Origin of the sequence: Acuticoccus mangrovi, assembly GCF_016411865.1 — a bacterium.
Classification (GTDB): domain Bacteria; phylum Pseudomonadota; class Alphaproteobacteria; order Rhizobiales; family Amorphaceae; genus Acuticoccus; species Acuticoccus mangrovi.
Genome location: NZ_JAEKJA010000034.1, coordinates 1 through 19,474, shown reverse-complemented (window position 1 = coordinate 19,474; position 19,474 = coordinate 1). Strand labels below are relative to the sequence as shown.

Genomic DNA, 19,474 nt, shown 5'->3' with positions numbered 1-19,474 from the left:
AGGGAGGCACCGATGGCGGCGCTGGAGCGGATTGCGGGGCTGTTGTCGGGCTATACGTCGCCGGCGGTACGGCTGTCGGGTGTGGTCGACGAGGCGGCGCCCAACGAGCGCATGGTCCGCGGCCTTTCTGCGCACGCCGCATTGGGGGACCAGCTTCTCGTGGCACATGGCGACGGGCCGGCGCTCGGGGAGGTGATCCGCATCGACCGCAACCGCGTGGCGGCGGCGCTCTACGAGCGGCGCAGCGCGGCCTTCCTCGGCGCGCGCGCCTCGCTCGTCGGCCGCTTCTCGCTGCGCCCGCACGACACGTGGCTCGGCCGCGTGGTCGATGCCCTCGGCCGCCCGCTCGACGGCGGGGGAACGCTGATCCAAGGCGCAGCGCGGCCAGCCGACGCCGACCCGCCCGCCGCGCTGTCGCGCACCCCGCTCACCACAGCGCTGCGCACCGGGGTCAAGGTGCTCGACATCTTCGCCCCCCTCGTCGAAGGGCAGCGGGTGGGGGTGTTCGCCGGCTCGGGCGTCGGCAAGTCGACCCTTCTCGGCATGATCGCGGCGGCGACCACGTTCGACGTGGTGGTGGCCGCCCTCGTGGGCGAGCGCGGGCGCGAGGTCAACGAGATGCTGGAGGGTCCGCTCGCCGCCCACCGCGAGCGCACCATCTCGGTGGTCGCGACGGGCGATGAGACCGCCATGATGCGCCGCCTCGCCCCGCTGACGGCGATGACCATCGCCGAGTTCTTCCGCGACGCCGGCAAGCGCGTGCTCCTCGTGACCGACAGCCTCACGCGCGCCGCTCACGCCGCTCGTGACGTGGCGCTCGCAGCGGGGGAGCCGCCAGTTTCGCGGGGCTATCCGCCGAGCGTCTTCGCAGACCTCACCCGGCTCGCTGAGCGGGCCGGCCGTGGCGCGGGGCGGGGATCGATCACCGCCGTCTTCGCCGTCCTCGTCGACGGCGGCGATATGGAGGAGCCGATTTCCGACGCTGCGCGCGGCACGCTCGATGGCCACATCGTGCTGTCTCGTCCGATCGCGGAGGCGGGGCGCTATCCGGCGGTCGACCCGCTCGCCTCGCTGTCGCGCCTTGCCGACCGGGCCTTCCGCGCCGACGAGCTCGATCTGTCGCGGCGCCTGCGTGGCCTCATCGCCCGATATGAAGACACGCGCGACCTCCGCCTCATCGGTGGTCACCGCGTGGGCAGCGATCCGCAGCTCGACCGCGCGGTGCAGCTCGTGCCGCAGATCTACGAGGCGCTGATCCAGACGCCGGCCAACCCGCCGTCCATCGATGCTTTCGCCGAACTTGCCGCGATGCTCTCGCCGCGCACCGGTCACGGCGCGGCCGAACCCGAATCAGCCTGACACAAGCCCTCCGCGCAAAACTGATTTTCGTCGATCGACCGGGTGCACGGGCCCCCTCGGCCCCGGCTGGCGACGGGCGGTCGGTGCCCTCTCGCCGAGGACACCCAAGGAAGGGAACTCCATGAGCCTCTACAATGTCTTGCGCACGAGCAGTTCCGGCATGGAAGCGCAGTCCTACAAGCTCGCGACCGTGGCCGACAACATCGCCAACGCCAACACCGTGGGCTACAAGCGCGCCGATACCGAATTCTCCTCACTGATCCTCGAAGCGGGCCCCGCGAGCTATTCCTCGGGTGCCGTCACCGCCAATGTGCGCTACGAGGTCTCGCGCCAGGGCTCGCTCAGCTACACGCTGTCGAAGACCGATCTCGCCGTGCAGGGCGACGGCTTCTTCGTGGTGGAGGACCGCAACGGCGGTCGCTTCCTGACCCGCGCCGGCTCCTTCGTGGTGGACGGTCAATCCGGCAACCTCGTCAACGCCGGCGGCTTCTCCCTGCTCGGCTTCCCGTCGGTCGCGGGCGAGGAGCCGGTGATCACGCTGAACGACACGGCTGGGCTAGAGCCCGTCAACATCGACTACATGAACATGCGCGCGACGCCCTCCACCTCGGGCACCTATCGCGCCAACCTCGAGGCCGACGCGGAGGTGGTGACCGGCGACACGCCGGGCGACAACCTCGCGACCTCGACCTATACGATCAAGAGTTCCATCGTCGGCTACGACGATCTCGGCCACGAGATCACCCTCGACGTCTACTGGAGCAAGATCCAGGACTACGATCCCTCCGGGCCCACCCCGCCGGTGTGGGAGGTCGCCGTGTTCGATCAGTCGACCGCGAGCGTCGCCATCGACAACGACTTTCCCTACACGAACCCCAACCCGCCGCTCGGTGGCTCGACCCCGGCGAACCCCCTCCTGGCCCTCGCCGAGGTGACGTTCGACCCGGCGACGGGCGCAATCAGCGACATCGCCACCACGGTGCCGGCCTCCGGCTATTCCGGCGCGGTGGATCCGCTCGACCCGGCGATGTTCGCCATGCTCAACATCCAGCTGCCGGATTCCTCCGACCCGCTGAACCTCGACATCACCGGCACCACCCAGCTCGCCGCCGACTTCGAGCCGTTGGAAGTCGCGATCAACGGCAACGCGCCCAACACGGTGCAGGACGTGTCGATCGCCGCCGACGGTCGCGTCTTCGCCGTCTACGAGGACGGAACGGAGGTGGAGTTCTACCGCCTGCCGCTCGCCAACGTGCCGAGCCCCGATCAGCTCGATCCGCGCCCAGGCAACGTCTACGGCATCACCGTCCAGTCGGGCGATCTGCGTGTCGCGCTGCCGGACGACGCCGGCAACGGGTCGCTGGTGGTGGGCGCGGTGGAGCAGTCCAATGTCGACCTCGCCATCGAGCTCACCGACATGATCGTCGCCCAGCGCGCCTACACCGCCAATTCGCGCACCTTTCAGGCGGGTGACGAGCTCCTCGAAGTGCTCGTGAACCTCGCCCGCTAGCCGTCGCTCGTCAGCCTAGGAGATCCCTATGAGTCTCGATGTTGCGGCCAATGTTGCGCGGCAGTCGTTGGTCGCTTCGCAGGCGCAGATCGCTCTGTCGGGCCGCAACATCGCGGCCGCGAGCGATCCCACCCGCTCGCGTGCCTCCGCCCTCGTCACCACGACGGGCGACGGTGGCGTGCGGGTCGCCGGCATCCGCCGGGCCGAGGACAATGCCCTCTATACCCGCATGATCACCGCGACCGCCGCGGCGGCGAACCGGGACGCGGTGCTCGAGCACCTCACCGTGCTGGCCGACACGGTGGGCGATCCACAGGACGGGGTCTCCCCCGCCGCTCTCATCGGCGACCTGCAGACGGCCCTTGCCGACTATGCCAACGCCCCCGACGATCCGCTCTTCGGTCAGGCGGCGGTGGAGCGGGCGCGCGACCTCGCCGATGCGCTCAACCGGGCGGCCAACGAGCTGAACCTCACCCGCGAGCGGGCCGACCTCGAAATGTCGAAAGGGGTGGACGCGGTCAACGATCTCCTCGCTGACTTCGCCGAGGCGAATCGCGTCGTCGTCACCTCCACCGCGTCGGGGGAGGACGCGAGCGTCTGGCTCGACCGTCGGGACGCCATCGTCGCCGAGATCTCCGAATATCTCGGCGTGACCACGCTCCAGCGCGAGAACGGCGACCTGGCGCTCTTCACCGACGGCGGCATCACGCTGTTCGACAAGGTGGCGCGCTCGGTCTCCTTCCAGCGCACACCCGTGTTCACCGCCGACACGATCGGCGGGACGGTGTTCGTCGACGGTCTCGCGATCACCGGGGACGACGCGCCGATGCCCTCCGTCGCCGGCTCCATCGTCGGCCACGCCCGGGTGAGGGATACCATCGGTCCCACCTACCGCCTGCAGCTCGACGAGATCGCCCGCGCCCTCACCGAGATCTTCGACGACGGGGTGGGCAGTCTCTTCGTGAATGGGGGGCCGCCGGACTATGCCGGCACCATCGCCGTCGCGCCCGACGTCGATCCCTTTCAGGGCGGTTCGGTGGAGAACCTGCGCGACGGCACCGGCAACCCGTCGGGCTATGCCGCCTACTCCGACCGGCTGATGCAGCTCGGCATCGATCTCGGCACCGTGGTGACCTTCGATCCGGACGCCGAGCTCAGCGCGGCGGGCACGCTGCAGGACTTTGCCACCGGCTCGGTCGGCTGGCTCGAAGGCCTGCGCGCCAACGCCACCACCGAGGTGAAGACCGAACGGGCGATCCTCGCGGCGACCTCCGATGCGCTGTCGCGCGCGACCGGCGTCAACATGGACGACGAGTACGCGCTGCAGCTCCAGATCGAGCAGAACTTCGCCGCCAGCGCGCGGCTCCTCGGCATCATCGACGAAATGTTCGATACGCTTCTGGGAATGGTCTGATGCAGACGAGTTATATTTCCACCGCGGCCCTGCGCAACGCGCCTCGCGCGAGCATCATCCAGCTGCAGCAGGAGCTGACCGACCGCACGACGGAGGTCGCCACCTCGCGCCACGCCGACGTCGGATTGGCGCTCGGCCGATCCGCCGGTCGCACCGTGTCGACCCGGATGGATCTCGCGCTCCTCGAAACGCTGATCACCGCCAATGGAAGCGCCACGGCACGCTTGTCGCAGACCCAGGACGCGCTCGCCGACCTCGAGACGACGGCGAGCGAGATGCTCGCGGCGCTCGTCGCCTTGCCACCCGGCAACGCCTCGGCCACGACGCTGACGACGCAGGCGACAACCTCGCTCGATCGCATGGCCGATCGCCTCAACGCCTCGGACGGCGGCTCCTACCTATTCGGCGGCCTCAACACCACCGAGCAGCCCTTCTCGCGCTATGCGGACGGGCCGGAGGCGGCGGTAGAGGCAGCCTTTCTCGCCCGCTTCGGCGTCGCGGTGGATGATCCCGCCGCGAGTGCGATCACGCCCGCCGACATGGCCGACTTCCTCGCCAACGAGTATGCCGATCTCTTCGACGATCCAGCCTGGGGCGCGTCGTGGTCGGCCGCCTCGTCGGACAACATCGTCAGCCGGATCGCTCCGTCGGAGCGGGTGGTGACCTCCACCAATGCCAACGAGCAGGCGATCCGCTCCTTGGCGATGGGCTTCACCATGGTGGCCGGCCTCAGCTTCTCCACGCTCAACCAAGCAACTCGTGATGAGATCGTGCGGCAGGCGCGGCTGGTGCTCGGCACGGCCATCACCGAGGTCGTCGCCCTCAAAGGGCAGCTCGGCTTCTCCGAGAATGCGATCGCCAAGGCCAACAACCGAATGATGCTGGCGACCGACATTCTGGAGCAGAAGATCGCTGCCGACGAAGGCGCCGACCCCGCCGAGGCCAAGGTGCGGATCGATCTCCTCACGACGCAGATCGAGATCAGCTACGCGCTGACCAACCAGCTCTCGCGCCTCAGTATTCTCAACTACGCCTAGGGAGAGGCTCTTGCCGGTCGACACCTATCAGGATGTGAGGCTCGGAGCGAGCGATGTGGGTCGTGAGCACGAACGCATCGCTTTCGATCAGGGCCTCGCCCTGATGGAAGCGGCCGCAGCCACACCGGCCGAACGCACCAAACGATTGGAGGCCGCGCGCTACATGCAAACGCTCTGGGGGTTCCTCATTCGCGACCTCAGCCATCCGGCGAACGATCTTTCGGACGGGCTGAAGGCCAACCTCATCTCCATCGGCCTCTGGGTCATGCGCCAGACGGACAAGATCATCGCCGACGAGAGCGACGATTGGGACGCCCTTATCGAGATCAACCGCACCGTCCGCGAGGGGCTCGCCACATGAAATCCAGTTCGCGCCGCGCACCGAAGGGCGAGGACACCCGCCAGCCCGGCCAGCGACCGATGCACCTGTCGCTCCGGGCGGGGGAGCGGCTCTTCCTCAACGGTGCCGTCTTCCGCGTCGACCGCAAGGTCACGCTGGAGCTCCTCAACGACGCCACCTTCCTGCTGGAAAACCACGTTCTCCAGGTCGAGGACACGCACACGCCGCTGCGCCAGCTCTACTTCGCCGTTCAGGCGATGCTGATGGACCCGCAGAACGCCCCGGCAAGCCGCGCGCTCTTCCAGGCGATGGCCAACGACATCCGCCTCGCACTGCGCTCGCCGGAGCTGCGGACGGGGGTGGAGGAGGCGGTGGCCCAGGTGGAGGCGGAAAAGCCGTTCCGCGCGCTGAAGGTGCTGCGCAACCTCTTCGACACGGAGGCCGTGCTGTTGGGTCTCGCGCCCGAGGCGGAGCGGCCGCGCCGCACCGAGCCGGCACGGCCGACGAGCGACACTCCGCTCGCCCGCGACACGCAGCCGAATGGCGCCGCGACCCCGGAGACGAACGCGCAACCGGCCTCGACGCCGCGCGAGCCGCGACGTTCCAACCGCAACACCACGCTGCAATGACCCGATCTCCGCAGAGACGCACTCCGGCTTCCGCTCCGAGATGCTGACAAGGACGACGCCATGACCGACTATTCCGCCATCGCCGCGGTGGCCGCCAACCAGACGAATGCGACGCCCACGACGACCACAGAGGGCACGCAGACGCTGGAATATGACGCGTTCCTGCGTCTCCTCGTGACGCAGATGAAGAACCAGGATCCGCTGGAGCCGATGTCCGACACCGAGTACGTCGCCCAGCTCGCCGCCTTCTCCAACGTCGAGCAGAACATCCTGACCAACGAGCGGCTCGCGGCGATGCTGACGGCCAACGCTCTCGGCGATGCCGAATCGCTGGTGGGACGGACCATCACGGCGCCGACGGGAGAGGAGGGGGTGGTCGCCTCCGTCACCATCTCTTCGGAGGGCTCCGTGGCACGGCTCGTCGACGGCACCGAGGTGCCGATCGGCGCCGGCCTCACCATCTCCTGACGGCGACCGTCATGAGCGAGGTCGACGCCATCGATCTGGTGCAGTCGGCGATCTTCACCGTCCTCGTCGCCGCTGCTCCGGCGGTGGCGGTGGCGATGGTCGTGGGTGTCGCCATCTCCCTGATGCAGGCCCTCACCCAGGTGCAGGAGATGACCCTCACCTTCATTCCCAAGATCATCGCCATTCTGGTGGTGGCGGCGCTGTCGGCCTCCTTCATGGGCGCCCACATCTTCGCCTTCACCGAAGAGGTCTATCGCCGCATCGCGATCGGCTTCTAGCCGTCGGTTAGGCGCCGATCCCAGCCCCGAGCAAGCCTCGCACCGCAGTGTGAGGTCGTCCCGCAGCGAACCGCGAGGCCGCATTCCACCGGCCCTCGCGTCGCCATGAAGGCGAGGTGGACATGAGCCAAGTCGACAGCACGGCCCGGCCGCAGCGGACACTCCTTTTCTTCGCGATGCCGCCCGGCGGCGTGCGCGACATCGGCTTCGCCGTCGGCATCATCGCGATGCTGGGCGTGCTCATCCTGCCGATTCCGACCTTTCTCATCGACATCGGCCTCGCCCTGTCGATCGCGCTCGCTGTGCTCATTCTGATGGTGTCGCTGTGGATCGAGAAGCCGCTGGAGTTCTCGTCCTTTCCGACCGTGCTCTTGATCGCCACGATGCTGCGCCTCGCCCTCTCCATCGCCACGACGCGTCTCATCCTCGCCGACGGTAACACCGGCGTCGACGCTGCCGGCTACGTCATCGCCGGCTTCGCCAACTTCCTGATGTCGGGTGACTTCGTCATCGGCATCGTGGTGTTTCTCATTCTGGTGGTGGTGAACTTCCTCGTCATCACCAAGGGTGCCACGCGCATCGCGGAGGTGGGCGCCCGCTTCACCCTCGACGCGATCCCCGGCAAGCAGATGGCGATCGACGCCGACCTCTCGTCCGGTCTCATCAACGAGACGGAGGCCCAGCGCCGCCGCCGCGAGCTGGAAGAGGAGAGCGCCTTCTTCGGCTCCATGGACGGTGCCTCGAAGTTCGTACGCGGCGAGGCGATCGCCTCTCTCATCGTGATCGCCGTGAACATCTTCGGCGGCATCGTCATCGCCACCACGCGGCATGGGATGCCGCTCGCGAGCGCCGCCGACGTCTTCACCCGCCTGTCGGTGGGCGACGGTCTCGTCAGCCAGATCCCCGCCCTCATCATTTCGCTCGCGGCCGGTCTCCTGGTGTCGAAGGGCGGCACCCGCGGCTCCGCCGACAAGGCGGTGCTCGGTCAGCTCGGCGCCTATCCGCGCGCCCTCATCATGGCGGCCACGTTGATGGCGATCTTCTCCGCCGTTCCGGGCCTGCCGACGATCCCCTTCATGCTGCTTGCCGGCATTCTCGCCTTCGTCGCCTATACGATTCCCCGTCAGCGCAAGGCCGCCGAGATGGAGAAGGAGAAGGCGGCCAAGCGCGCCGCGGACGAGGCCGCCCGCGCCTCGCAGGATTCGGTGAAGGCCGAGCTCGACATTCCGGAGTTGGAGCTCACCGTCGGCAAGCAGCTCGCCCGCACCGTGCTGCGCTCGCCCACCGAGCTCGCGCACCGCGTCGCCAAGATCCGCCGCAAGTTCGCCCGCGAGTACGGCTTCGTGATCCCCGAGATCAAGGTGAACGAGAGCCTGACCGTGCCGGCGAAGGGTTACGAGATCAGTGTTCACGGCACCACCATCGCCCATCACACGCTGAGGGTGGGGGACTATCTGATCGTCACCGGCGAGGGACCGGCGCCGCAGGTTCCCGCCGACGCGACACGCGACCCCGCCTTCGGCATGAAGGCGGTGTGGATCAACGAGGCCTTCACCTCCGACGTGAAGCGCGAAGGCTTCGTGCCGATCGACAACCTTTCGGTCGTCCTCACCCATCTCGTGGAGATCACGCGCAACAACCTCGCTCAGCTCCTGTCCTATAAGGACATGCGCGCCCTGCTCGATCGGCTCGACCCCGAATATCGCCGCCTGATCGACGAGATCGTTCCCGCGCAGATCTCGAATTCCGGCCTCCAGGCGGTGCTGAAGCTGCTCCTTGCCGAGCGCGTGTCGATCCGCAACCTCAACCTGATCTTGGAGGCGATCGCCGAGGTGAGCCCACACGCGCGGCGCGCCGAGACGGTGGCCGAGCACGTGCGCATGCGCATGGCGGCCCAGATCTGCGGAGACCTCGCCGTCGATGGGACGCTCTTCGTGGTGCGTCTCGGCAATCGCTGGGATCTCGCGTTCCACCAGGGGCTCAAGCGCGACGCCAAGGGTGACGTGGTCGAGCTGACGCTCGATCCGCGCCTGGTGGAGGAGTTCGGCGAGGCCGCCTCCAAGCTCGTCAAGGAGCTGATGGCGGTCCACACGCGCTTCGCCATCGTCACCGCGCCGGAGGCCCGCCCCTATGTGCGCATGATCATCGAGCGCATGTTCCCCTCGATCCCGGTGCTGTCGCATCTGGAGATCGCGCGCGGCGCCAATGTGCAGCCCATCGGCTCCATCTCGTGAACGAGGCGGCGCCGGCGAGCATCGTGCTCGGCGTGGCGGTGGTGTTCGCCCGCGTGGGTGGGGTGTTTCTCATCGCGCCCGGCCTTTCCTCCCTGCGCGTGCCGGTGATGGTGCGGGTGTTTCTGGCGCTCGCCGTCGCCCTCGTCATCGCGCCTCTGCTCATCGAGCGGGCGATCGCGGTGGTGGGGCCGGCGACGCCGGCCGATCTCGTCGCCGTCATCGGCACCGAGAGCCTGATCGGCCTGCTGATCGGTCTTCTCACCCGCCTGTTGTTGATGGCGTTGCAGACGATGTCGGTGGGGGTCGCGAACGCCGTCGGCCTCGGCGGCATTCCGGGCACCAGCATCGACGGCAACGAGCCGAGCCAGGCCGCCGCCAGCCTCTTCATGGTGACGGCCGTGACGGTCATCTTCCTCGCCGACCTCCACTACGAGATCATCCGTTCTCTGCTCGCCTCGTACGAGGTCCTTGCACCCGGCAGCGCGCTCGATCCGCGGGCCGCCCTCGTTGCCGTCAGCGACCGCTTCGGCGCGGCCTTCCTGGTCGCGCTTCGCCTCGTCGCACCCTTCATCATCTATTCGGTGATCGTGAATTTCGCGGTCGGCCTCACCAACAAGCTGACGCCTCAGATTCCGGTCTTCTTCGTGGCGCTGCCGTTCATCACCGCCGGCGGCGTGCTGATGATCGCGGTGACGATCCGCGAGATGATGATCGCCTTCATGGACGCCTTCCGCCAGCTCTCGGCGGCGCTGTGACGACGCCGGCCCGCCTTGCCCGCATCGCCCGAGCCCAGCGGGCGCTCCGCCGCGCCGCTGCCGCCGACGCGCAGATGGCGGATCGACGCGTCGCCGAGAGCGAGGCCCATGAGGAGGCGATCGTCGCGGCGCTCAACGCCGACAGTCCGCTTCACGGCCTCCTCGTGGGCACGATGGCGAATGCCCTCACGCGGGCGGCACGAAACACGGACGGGTTGCGCCGGCAAGCGCACCGCGCGGCCGCGCACTATCGGCGCGAGCATCTCGCCGGGGAGGTGTTGGAAGAGCGCGTCGCGACGGCGGAGCGGGCCGAGGCGGCCGTGCAGGAACGCCGCCGTCTGGAGCGGATCCTCGCCGAGAGCTGCGCCGTCCCTCGCGCCCCCCGACGCAAGCCTCCCACCAGCGATACCCAATAACCTGAAGCGGTTCGCCGCATCCGGTCGCCTGGCCGGGTTGCCACCGCTCCGTCCGAAAGAGCGCCCTATGATCCTACCCGCCGTCACTCTCGACCCCACCGCCTCGTCCGCGCCGCCGCCGTTGGCTGCGCGGACCGCGTCCATCCAAGCGGCGTCCTCCCGTGCTGCGGAACGTCCTGTGGGGATGGACTTTGCCGCCCTGCTCGGCCCCGCGCGCTCCGCCGCGGAGGTGACTGGTGTGTCGCCGGTCACGGTGCAGCGGCTTGCGGCCGTGCGGGCGGGGGAGGGTGCCGGCGTCGGTCAGGAATTCGAGGCGGCGACGCTCACGACCTTCCTCGCCTCGATGCTCCCCTCCGACGACAGCCCGGTGTGGGGCGGCTCGGCGGGCCGGCTCTGGCGCGGCCTCTTCGCCGAGCACCTCGCTGCGGAAGTCGCCCGCTCGGGGGGCATCGGCATCGCCGACGTCGTGGATCGCATGATCGCCGATCGCACAGGAGACACCGCATGATGCAAGGTCTGACCACTTCTTTGACCCGCCTCGAGACGTTGATCGATGGCGCCATCGCCGCACTCGAAGATGGCGGGCCGCTCGACGACGGGGGGATGGCCGACGCCAAGGGACGCGCCCTACTGGAGCTGAGCCGCTACGGCCGGCCGCCGGCCGAGCTCATCACGCCCGAGCAGGCGCGGCAGATCAGACGAGTGCGCGAGAAGCTCGCTCGGGAGAGCCGCCTCCTCGGCGTCCGCCTGGAAGCGGCCGAAGTGGTATCGTCCATCGTCGCCGAAGCGGTGATGGCCGACGAGTGGGACGGGACCTATGGGCCGCGGCCCGCCCTTCAGCGGGAGAAGCGCTCGTGAAGCTCTTCATCATCGGCATCTGGGCCGTCTGCGTCACCCTCGGTGCGGGCTATGCCGTGGCCGCGTGGAAGCTCGACTCCGGCGAGGGGGTGGTGAAGCCGCGGCTCGAGGGGCTGCGCTATACGTCGCTTCCCACCATGTCCGTGCCGGTCCTCGAAGGGGGGCGGGTGTCGGGCTACGTGGTGGCACGCATGGTCTACACGGCCGATGCCGCCGTCCTGCGCGGCCTCGCCTCCGAGCCCGATCCCTTCATCACCGACGAGGTGTTTCGCTCGATCTACGGCCGCGCGGAGACGCGCATGGGTCGTCTCATCCGCTTCGACCTCGAGGGCCTTGCCGAAGAGGCTCGCCAGCGCGTCAACGAGCGGATGGGTGACGAGGTGGTTCAGGATCTCCTCGTCGACGGCCTCAACTATATCGACCTGTCCTCCCCTGACGCGGCGAACGCGGTGGCCGCGCTCGGCGGCGGCTCCGGTGCGCCCACCGACGCACCGCGCAGGGTCGGGGCGAACGGGGAAACGCCGCGTTGAGGGACGGCCGAGCCGTGAGCCGGTCCGTCGGAGGATGATCGCATGTCGATCACTTTCCGCCTCTTCCTCGTCATCGCCCTCTTGGGCGTGGGGATTGCCGGGCTCGCGATGCTCGTCGCCGCAGCGTCGCTGAGAAGCGAAGACGCGCTCTCCAGAATAGGTCGGGACGGGCTGGAGTTGCAGCGCGGGGCGTCCCTCGCCAATGCGCTCACGAGCCTCAGCAGCGCCGCGGAGGCCGTGCGCGGTGCCCGCACGCGGGCCGAGGCGAAGCCGCTCCTTGCCGAGCTCAAGCAGGCTCTCGCCAAGGCCGAAGAGAGCGCGGCGCGGCTTTCGGAGCGTCCGGGGGCGGGTGTGGCCGGCCGGGCGATTGTCGCGATGATCGCCGATCGCCGCAAGCTCGGGGCGAGCATCCGTCTAGGCTCCGGCGGCGAGTTCGGCACAAACCTCGGCGCCCCCCTTTCCGCCGCGGATGCGCGGTCGCAGCTCTTCGCGGCGGTGAGCGCTCTCGAGGCCCACCAATCGGGCCTCTCCGCCTCTTTGGTCGGTGAGGTCGAGGCGATGGCGGATGCGAGCCGCGCGACGCGGTGGTGGGGCGTCGCCGTCGCGGTGTCGGTCATCATCGTCGGCGGCGTTTGCGCGAGCATCGTCGTGCTCGGGCAGTTCCGGGCGCGGCTTTTCGAACTCGTGCGGATGCTGGATCGCATCGCCGACGGCGACCTCGACATGGAGCTGCCTTCGCCGCCCGGCCGCGACGAGATCGGCGAGGTTGAGCAGGTGACGCGCAGCCTTCAGGAGCGTCTGCGCGCGGCCCGGGAGACGGAGGCGGCGGCCCGCGCACGCCGCGATGTCGCCGCCGCCGAAGAGGTGGAAATCCGCTCGGCGGCACTCTCCCGCTTCGAGGAGGACGTCGCCGACTTGGTGCAAGCGCTGTCGAGGGCGGTCGACCAGCTTGCGGCAAGCGCCGCCGTACTCCCCCGCGATGCGTCGTCCGGCCGGTCCGACGGGGTGGAAAAGGCCGTCGAAGCGACCGTGGCGAGCGTCGAAGCGGTGGCCTCGGCCGCGGAGGAGCTCGCCACCTCCGCCCGCGAGATCGGCATGCAGACCGAGGAGGCGAGCGCGATCAGCCTGGAGGCGATGCGCCACACCGAGGAGGCGACGGACGTCGCAGGGCGGCTGTCGGCCTCGGCGGGCAAGATTGGCGAAGTCGTGGATCTCATCGAGACGATCGCCCGACAGACCAACCTTCTCGCCCTCAACGCCACCATCGAGGCGGCGCGGGCCGGGGAGGCGGGCAAGGGTTTCGCCGTGGTGGCGAGCGAGGTGAAGTCCCTCGCCGAGCAGACGGCGAGCGCCACCAAGGAGATCGGCGAGCAGATCCTGGCCGTGCAGGGCGATACCGCTCGCGTGGTGGCGGTGATCGACACCATCAAGGACAGCTTCGCCCGCGCCAACACGCTGACCGGCGGCGTCGCCGGCGCGATCGAGGATCAGTCGCTCGCCACGAGCGCGATCGCACAGAGCGTGCAGCACGCCGCTGTCTCCACGCAAGATGTGTCCACTACCATCAGCAACCTGTCGCGGATCGCCAACGATGCGAGCCGCGGCACCAACGAGATCGTGTCGGCCGTCAGCGAGGTGTCGCGTCAGGCCGATGCGCTGCGTGACCGAACGGCCCGCTTCATCAGCTCTGTGCGCACGACCGCCGCCTGAGGAGGATCAGTAAATGGACGGTATGGACGACCTCCTGAGCGAATTCATCACCGATACGCAGGAAACCCTAGAGCAGCTCGACATCCGCCTCGTGGAGCTCGAAAACGAGGCGGACGGGACGGCGTTGCTCAACGAGCTGTTCCGCATGATGCATACCATCAAGGGAACCTGCGGCTTTTTGGGCCTGCCGCGCATGGCCGGGCTGGCCCATGCCGCCGAGAGCCTCATGGATCGCCTGCGCAACGGCGATCCGGTCACCCATGACGCCATCGATGCCATGCTGCAGGTGGCCGATCGGTTGAAGATGATCCTCGGGCACATCGAGACGAACGCCGGCAAGGAGCCGGAGGGATCGGACGACACGGTCATCGCCGCGCTGAACGAGGCGGGCGGCGAGGGTGGCGAAGGAAGCGCCGCTCCAGCGGCGGCGGACGGCGAGGCTCAGGTCGAGCCAGCCGAAGCGGCTGCCGAGGCGGCTCCGGCCGAGCCGGCGAAGCCCGCACCGGCCCCTGCGGGCAAGACGTCGGCGCCGCCGCCCGGCATGTCGATGAAGCCGGCGAACGATTCTCCGAAGCCCGCCACGAAGGCCGAAGAGAAGACGGAGAGCAGCGAAGGGACCGGCGACCGCTCCATCCGCGTTTCCGTCGAAACGCTGGAGCACCTCATGACGGTCGTCTCGGAGCTCGTGCTGACGCGCAACGAGCTCACCGAGATCATGCGCAACAACGAGAACTCCAACCACAAGCTCGCCCTGCAGCGCCTCTCGACGGTCACCGGCGAACTGCAGCAAGCGGTGATGTCCACCCGCATGCAGCCGATCGGCAACGCCTGGCGCAAGCTTCCCCGCATCGTGCGCGACGTGTCCTCGAGCCTCGGCAAGCAGATCGAATTGGAGATGTCGGGCGCCAACACCGAGCTCGACCGCCAGGTCCTCGAAAGCATCAAGGATCCGCTCGTGCACATGGTGCGCAACGCGGCCGACCACGGGCTCGAGATGCCGGACGATCGCGTGCGCGCCGGCAAGTCCGAAAAGGGCAAGATCAGCCTCAACGCCTACCACGAAGGCGGGCAGATCCTGGTGGAGATCGCCGACGACGGCCGCGGGCTCGACGTGGAGCGCATCAAGACCAAGGCGATCGAGCGGGGCATCGCCACCCAGGAAGACGCCGACCGAATGACGAACGAGCAGATCTTCTCGTTCATCTTCGAGCCGGGCTTCTCGACCGCGGCGACCGTGACGAGCGTCTCCGGCCGCGGCGTCGGCATGGACGTGGTGCAGTCCAACGTCGAGCGCATCGGCGGCTCCATCGACGTTCAGTCGCAGCAGGGCGAGGGCTCGATCTTCACCCTGAAGATCCCGCTGACGCTCGCCATCCTGCGCGCGCTGATCGTCGGGGTCGACAACGAGGACTTCGCGATCCCGCAGACCTCGGTGGACGAGCTTCTGAAGGTTGAGCCGGGCGGCGCACACTCGATCCAGCTCATCAAGGAGGCGCCGGTGCTGCGCTCGCGCGACCGCCTGCTGCCGGTGGTCGACCTGCGCACGTTGCTGCAACTTCCTTCGAGCGTCGACGAGAACGGCGTCCCGCGCGTCGCCGACGAGAGCACGGAGGGCTTCGTGATGGTGATGCGCGCCCGCGGCATGCGTTTCGGCATGCTGGTGGACCGCGTGTTGCGCACGGAGGAGATCGTGGTGAAGCCGATGCCGGCCGCGCTGCGCGGGCTGGAGAATTTCTCTGGCTCCACGATCCTCGGCGACGGGCGCGTCATCATGATCGTCGATCCCAACGGGGTGCGGACGGCCGCATCGAGCCCCAGCGAGGCGACGATGCAGCAGGTCGCCAAGCAGGCGGAGGACGTGGAGGTGGCCGCGAACAAGGAGCTGCTTCTCATGTTCCGGGCGAACACGCCCAACCGCAAGGCGCTGCCCATCAGCCTCATCACGCGCCTCGAGGACATCAACCTTGCCGACGCGGACCACAGCGACGGTCAGTGGCACATCCAGTACAACAGCGAGCTCATCCCGCTCGTCTGGTTCGGTGATCCTCCGGCGCCGGGTGCCAACCAGCGCAAGCCGCTTCTGGTGATGAGCGATGCGGGCCGCTCCATGGGCCTCCTCGTCGACGAGATCGTCGATATCGTGGAGGACTCGGTGCAGGTGCAGATCCCGTCCGAGCAGCCGGGCATCCTCGGCAGCGCCATCATCGGCGGCGGGGCGGCCGAGGTCATCGACGTCAGCTACTTCCTGGGCCTCGCGTCCGCCCACTGGTTCGATCCGCAGCACAAGCCGCTGATGCCGGGGGCCGACAAGATCCTCCTCGTCGACGACTCGATATTCTTCCGCAACCTCGTTGCGCCCGTGGTGCGCTCGGCGGGCTACGATCCGGTGGTCTGCGCCTCCGGTGCGGAAGCGCTCGACAAGCTCGAAGGCGGCATGATGCCGGCGGTGATTGTGACCGACGTCGACATGCCGGAAATGGACGGCTTCGCCTTCGCCAAGGCGGTGAAGCGGATCGATCGTCTGAGGAGTGTACCGCTTCTCGCCCTCACCGGCATGATCACCGACGACGCCATCGGCCGGGCTCGGGACGCCGGCTTCGACGACTATATTTCCAAGCTCGATCGCAACGGCCTGCTCCAGTCGCTGCGTGACTTCACCAACATGTCCGAGGAGATCGCCGCGTGAGCGCGCTCGCCCGCACCTCCATCGCCGACGGGGCCGACGGCTTCGTCACCGCCAAGCTCGCCGGGCATTGGTTCGCCCTGCCGATCAGCGCGGTCGACGAGGTCTTTCTCCTCACCCGCATCACCGATGTGCCGCGCTCGCCGCCCGGCATCATCGGGGTGCTCAACTTGCGCGGGCGCATCGTCACGGCGCTCGACACGCGCCAGATCCTCGGCTTTCCACCGGCGAAGAGCCAGCCGACGATGGCGATCGGGATCGAGCGGGCCGGCGAGCTGTTCGGCCTCGCCGTGGATGAGATGGGCGATGTCCTCACCTCCGTTCCGTCGGAGCGCGAGCCGGCGCCGATGAACCTCGATCGGCGCTGGCGTGACATCGTCATCGGCGTCCAGCGCTCCGACAACAATCTGGTGCTGATCGTCGCCGTCGATCGCCTGTTCGACGGCGTCATCTCTCTGGTCGGCACATGACGACATCCGCACCGGCCATCACGCGGCCGACGGTGCGGCGGATCCAGCTTCTCGCCCACTCCTCGGCGTTGCGCACCGCCTTGCGGCGTGCGCTGGCGGCCGCGGGGTCGCCGATGTCGCTGACCCCGCCGGCGGCGCACGAGAACGACGCGGCGCGTGCCGTGGACGAGGTGCGGCCGGACGCTTTGGTGCTCGATGCGGATCTTCCGGGGCTGAGGGGCCTCACGCTTCTCCACCAGATCGCGAGCGCCGATCCCACGATGCCGATCATCGTGGTCGCGCCCGACACACCTGAGGGCCGCGCCCTACGACGCGAAACGCACGATCGCAACGTGATCGGCTTCCTGCTGAAGCCCGCCACCGACGAGCCGATGGCCTTTCGCGGTCTCGCCGAAGAGGTGATCGCGCTGATCGGGCGACAGCGGGGGAGGGCGCCGGGACCGTCCGCGGCGCGCCCCGGCGCGACCGACCCCGCCTCCCGCGGGCCGGCCGGGCGGCGCCACGCGCCGCCTCAGGTTCTCGTCGTCGCAAGCTCCACCGGCGGGCCGCAGGCGCTCCTCAGCCTGTTCTCGAACCTGCCGCCGAGCGCCGTCAGGGTGCCGGTCCTCATCGTCCAGCACATGCCGGCGGCGTTCACCCCGATCCTCGCCGATCATCTCACCCGCGCCACGGACTGGCGGGCCGGGGAAGCCGTCGACGACGAGCCGCTGACCGCCGGCGAGATCCGCATCGCCCCGGGCGGACACCATCTGATCGTGTCGGCGAGCGGCGGGCGTCGGTTGAAGTTGACGGAGACGCCGCCGGTCAACTTTTGCCGCCCCTCCGCGGACGTCCTGTTCGTCTCCGCCGCCGAAGTCTTCGGCCACAGCGTCCTCGCGGTGATCCTCACCGGGATGGGCAACGACGGCTGCGAGGGTGGCAAGGTGATCACCGCCGCGGGTGGAGTGGTCTACGCCCAGGACCGGGAGACCAGCGTCGTCTGGGGTATGCCGGGCGCCGCGGTGAGCGCCGGCATCGTCGACAAGGTCTGCTCGCTCGAGGGCATGGCCGCGGCGATCCGCACCGCGATGACGGGAGCAGGCTGATGCTCAAGCCAGAGGACTTCGCCTATCTGCGCCAGCTCTTGAAGGATCGGTCCGGCCTCGCCCTTTCCGAGGACAAGGGCTACCTCATCACCACGCGGCTGAGGCCGATCATCGAGGACCACGGCCTGAAGGATCTTTCCGGCCTCGTGGCGCAGATGCGCAGCCACCGCGGCGGCGAAATCATCGACCAGGTGGTCGACGCGATGACCACCAACGAGTCCCTGTTCTTCCGCGACAGTAAGCCCTTCGAGGCGCTGATCTCGATGATGCTGCCCAAGCTGTGCGCGGCGCGCGGGCACGGGCGGCCCATTCGCATCTGGTGCGCGGCCGCTTCGACCGGCCAGGAGCCCTATTCCATCGCGATCATGCTGGAGGAGAATGCCGCCCGCTTTGCCGGCCATCCCATCGAGATCCTCGGCACGGACCTCTCGCGCGCAGCCTTGGGGCGGGCGCAGATGGGCGAGTACACGGCCTTTGAGGTGGGACGCGGCATGCCGCAGCACTATCTGGACCGCTACTTCCAGGCGACGGGCCACAAGCACTACGTGATCGCCCCCAAGATCCGCTCCCGCGTGTGCTTCCAACCGCGCAACTTGTTGGAGCCGTTCGACGGGCTCGGCCCCTTCGACATCGTATTTTGCCGCAACGTGTTGATCTACTTCGATCGGCCGACCAAGGCGAACGTGTTGGAGCGCATCGCGCAGACCATGCCTGCCGATGGCTATCTCGTCCTCGGCGGTCCGGAGACCACGCTGGGGTTGACGGCAATGTTTGCGCGTCACCCCGACTGGCGCAACGTCTATGTGCGAACCGCCGCCTCCTCCGGCCCCCTCGCCATGGACCGCATTTGCGCCTAGTGTGCGCCCGCCCTGGATGGGTGGCCGAGTGGTTGAAGGCACCGGTCTTGAAAACCGGCAGGCGGGCAACCGCCTCGTGGGTTCGAATCCCACCCCATCCGCCACACTTTCAATAAATTACTGATATTAAATCACTTTTCGATGACGTATCGGCCTTTGTGAGGTGCGCGTGCCTGTTGCTGTTCTGGGTCCGATCCTCGGATCATCCGCCGACGGTTCGGCGCCAGACATTGTACGCGGACATCGCCGTCGACGCGCTCGGAATGGCGATCGAGCGGCAACGACCCGGGCCCGGCCTCAGCCATCACGGCGTCCAATACGCTGCCGAGGCTTGTCGCAAGGTCCTTGCCGCCACTGGTGTAATTCCGTCCATGAACTGCGGAGGCAACTGCCTCGACAACGTGCTCATGGAGAGCTTCTTCCAAACCCTCGTGGTCGAGCGGGTGCATCACCAGGTCTACCCGACACGTGACGCTGTCCGTCATAACCTGTTCGGTTACATTGAGGGTTTCCATAATCCCCGTCGCCTCCGCCCCGCCCTCGGTCATCGATCACCCGTTAACTGCGAACACGCTGGCAAGGCGCGGCTTCAAGCTGTAAGCCCACAATTGTCCGCCCAACCGGGGCAACTCCAATTCCACCTTGGGCTTTGGCGTCAGGCTTGGCGTGCGTGCTTTGCGCAAGCCGCGAAAGTGGTATGGTGAGCGCGCCGGATCTGGTCGATGCGAGGTTGTTTGCTCCCGATTGGGACGACGCTCGCATCGCGGTTTGGCTTTCGGACATCGGACGCCTCCACCCCACGTTGTCAACGCCGATCCAAATCTGACCCACTTACGGCGGT

Annotated in this window: 19 protein-coding genes, 1 tRNA gene and 1 pseudogene; all 21 read left to right on the top strand. The window is 68.2% G+C overall.

Translation table 11 applies throughout. The features are described from left to right. The first annotated feature begins 12 nt into the window (after window positions 1-12). On the top strand, window positions 13-1,359 hold the full coding sequence (locus tag JCR33_RS23420) for a FliI/YscN family ATPase (protein ID WP_198884572.1): 1,347 nt from the start codon (window positions 13-15) through the stop codon (window positions 1,357-1,359). 121 nt (window positions 1,360-1,480) lie between these two features. Then, window positions 1,481-2,869 carry a flagellar hook protein FlgE gene (locus JCR33_RS23415; protein WP_198884571.1) on the top strand — a complete coding sequence of 463 codons (1,389 nt, stop codon included), beginning with the start codon at window positions 1,481-1,483 and terminating at the stop codon, window positions 2,867-2,869. A 28-nt stretch (window positions 2,870-2,897) separates the two neighbouring features. Continuing rightward, the gene (gene flgK / locus JCR33_RS23410) at window positions 2,898-4,283 is read left to right on the top strand and encodes a flagellar hook-associated protein FlgK (RefSeq protein WP_198884570.1); all 1,386 of its coding nucleotides are present in this window, start codon (window positions 2,898-2,900) and stop codon (window positions 4,281-4,283) included. Then, window positions 4,283-5,320, top strand: a complete 1,038-nt coding sequence (locus tag JCR33_RS23405) for a flagellar hook-associated family protein (protein WP_198884569.1) — start codon at window positions 4,283-4,285, stop codon at window positions 5,318-5,320. Before flgK ends, JCR33_RS23405 begins: the two co-directional genes overlap by 1 nt. Window positions 5,321-5,330: 10 nt before the next feature. Beyond that, complete coding sequence (gene flaF / locus JCR33_RS23400; RefSeq protein WP_198884568.1) at window positions 5,331-5,681, top strand: flagellar biosynthesis regulator FlaF; 351 nt, start codon at window positions 5,331-5,333, stop codon at window positions 5,679-5,681. After that, complete coding sequence (gene flbT, locus JCR33_RS23395) at window positions 5,678-6,289, top strand: flagellar biosynthesis repressor FlbT (protein ID WP_198884567.1); 612 nt, start codon at window positions 5,678-5,680, stop codon at window positions 6,287-6,289. Before flaF ends, flbT begins: the two co-directional genes overlap by 4 nt. Window positions 6,290-6,349: 60 nt before the next feature. Continuing rightward, window positions 6,350-6,757 (top strand): flagellar hook assembly protein FlgD, encoded by a 408-nt coding sequence (flgD, locus tag JCR33_RS23390; protein ID WP_198884566.1) that lies wholly within the window; start codon window positions 6,350-6,352, stop codon window positions 6,755-6,757. Between the two features lie 11 nt (window positions 6,758-6,768). Next, entirely contained in the window at window positions 6,769-7,035 is a 267-nt protein-coding gene (gene fliQ / locus JCR33_RS23385; protein WP_198884565.1) for a flagellar biosynthesis protein FliQ, read from the top strand. Between the two features lie 176 nt (window positions 7,036-7,211). Continuing rightward, complete coding sequence (flhA, locus tag JCR33_RS23380) at window positions 7,212-9,269, top strand: flagellar biosynthesis protein FlhA (protein ID WP_232372793.1); 2,058 nt, start codon at window positions 7,212-7,214, stop codon at window positions 9,267-9,269. After that, window positions 9,266-10,024 carry a flagellar biosynthetic protein FliR gene (locus JCR33_RS23375; protein WP_198884563.1) on the top strand — a complete coding sequence of 253 codons (759 nt, stop codon included), beginning with the start codon at window positions 9,266-9,268 and terminating at the stop codon, window positions 10,022-10,024. The genes flhA and JCR33_RS23375 overlap by 4 nt, the downstream gene beginning before the upstream one ends. Beyond that, entirely contained in the window at window positions 10,021-10,440 is a 420-nt protein-coding gene (locus tag JCR33_RS23370) for a hypothetical protein (protein ID WP_198884562.1), read from the top strand. The genes JCR33_RS23375 and JCR33_RS23370 overlap by 4 nt, the downstream gene beginning before the upstream one ends. 184 nt (window positions 10,441-10,624) lie before the next feature. Then, window positions 10,625-10,948, top strand: coding sequence for a rod-binding protein (locus JCR33_RS23365; RefSeq protein ID WP_198884561.1), 324 nt, complete (start codon window positions 10,625-10,627; stop codon window positions 10,946-10,948). Next, entirely contained in the window at window positions 10,945-11,298 is a 354-nt protein-coding gene (locus JCR33_RS23360) for a hypothetical protein (RefSeq protein WP_198884560.1), read from the top strand. Before JCR33_RS23365 ends, JCR33_RS23360 begins: the two co-directional genes overlap by 4 nt. After that, the gene (locus JCR33_RS23355; protein ID WP_198884559.1) at window positions 11,295-11,828 is read left to right on the top strand and encodes a hypothetical protein; all 534 of its coding nucleotides are present in this window, start codon (window positions 11,295-11,297) and stop codon (window positions 11,826-11,828) included. Before JCR33_RS23360 ends, JCR33_RS23355 begins: the two co-directional genes overlap by 4 nt. Before the next feature lie 42 nt (window positions 11,829-11,870). Next, window positions 11,871-13,538 carry a methyl-accepting chemotaxis protein gene (locus JCR33_RS23350; RefSeq protein WP_198884558.1) on the top strand — a complete coding sequence of 556 codons (1,668 nt, stop codon included), beginning with the start codon at window positions 11,871-11,873 and terminating at the stop codon, window positions 13,536-13,538. A 13-nt stretch (window positions 13,539-13,551) separates the two neighbouring features. Continuing rightward, window positions 13,552-16,224, top strand: coding sequence for a hybrid sensor histidine kinase/response regulator (locus JCR33_RS23345; RefSeq protein ID WP_332461259.1), 2,673 nt, complete (start codon window positions 13,552-13,554; stop codon window positions 16,222-16,224). Beyond that, window positions 16,221-16,691, top strand: coding sequence for a chemotaxis protein CheW (locus JCR33_RS23340; RefSeq protein ID WP_198884557.1), 471 nt, complete (start codon window positions 16,221-16,223; stop codon window positions 16,689-16,691). Before JCR33_RS23345 ends, JCR33_RS23340 begins: the two co-directional genes overlap by 4 nt. Continuing rightward, the gene (locus JCR33_RS23335) at window positions 16,688-17,776 is read left to right on the top strand and encodes a chemotaxis protein CheB (RefSeq protein WP_198884556.1); all 1,089 of its coding nucleotides are present in this window, start codon (window positions 16,688-16,690) and stop codon (window positions 17,774-17,776) included. Before JCR33_RS23340 ends, JCR33_RS23335 begins: the two co-directional genes overlap by 4 nt. After that, complete coding sequence (locus JCR33_RS23330) at window positions 17,776-18,633, top strand: CheR family methyltransferase (RefSeq protein WP_198884555.1); 858 nt, start codon at window positions 17,776-17,778, stop codon at window positions 18,631-18,633. Before JCR33_RS23335 ends, JCR33_RS23330 begins: the two co-directional genes overlap by 1 nt. Before the next feature lie 14 nt (window positions 18,634-18,647). After that, window positions 18,648-18,737: transfer RNA gene (locus JCR33_RS23325), tRNA-Ser, on the top strand. Between the two features lie 117 nt (window positions 18,738-18,854). After that, window positions 18,855-19,202, top strand: a pseudogene (locus JCR33_RS25185) (IS3 family transposase); the annotation flags it as partial. Between the last annotated feature and the right edge of the window lie 272 nt (window positions 19,203-19,474).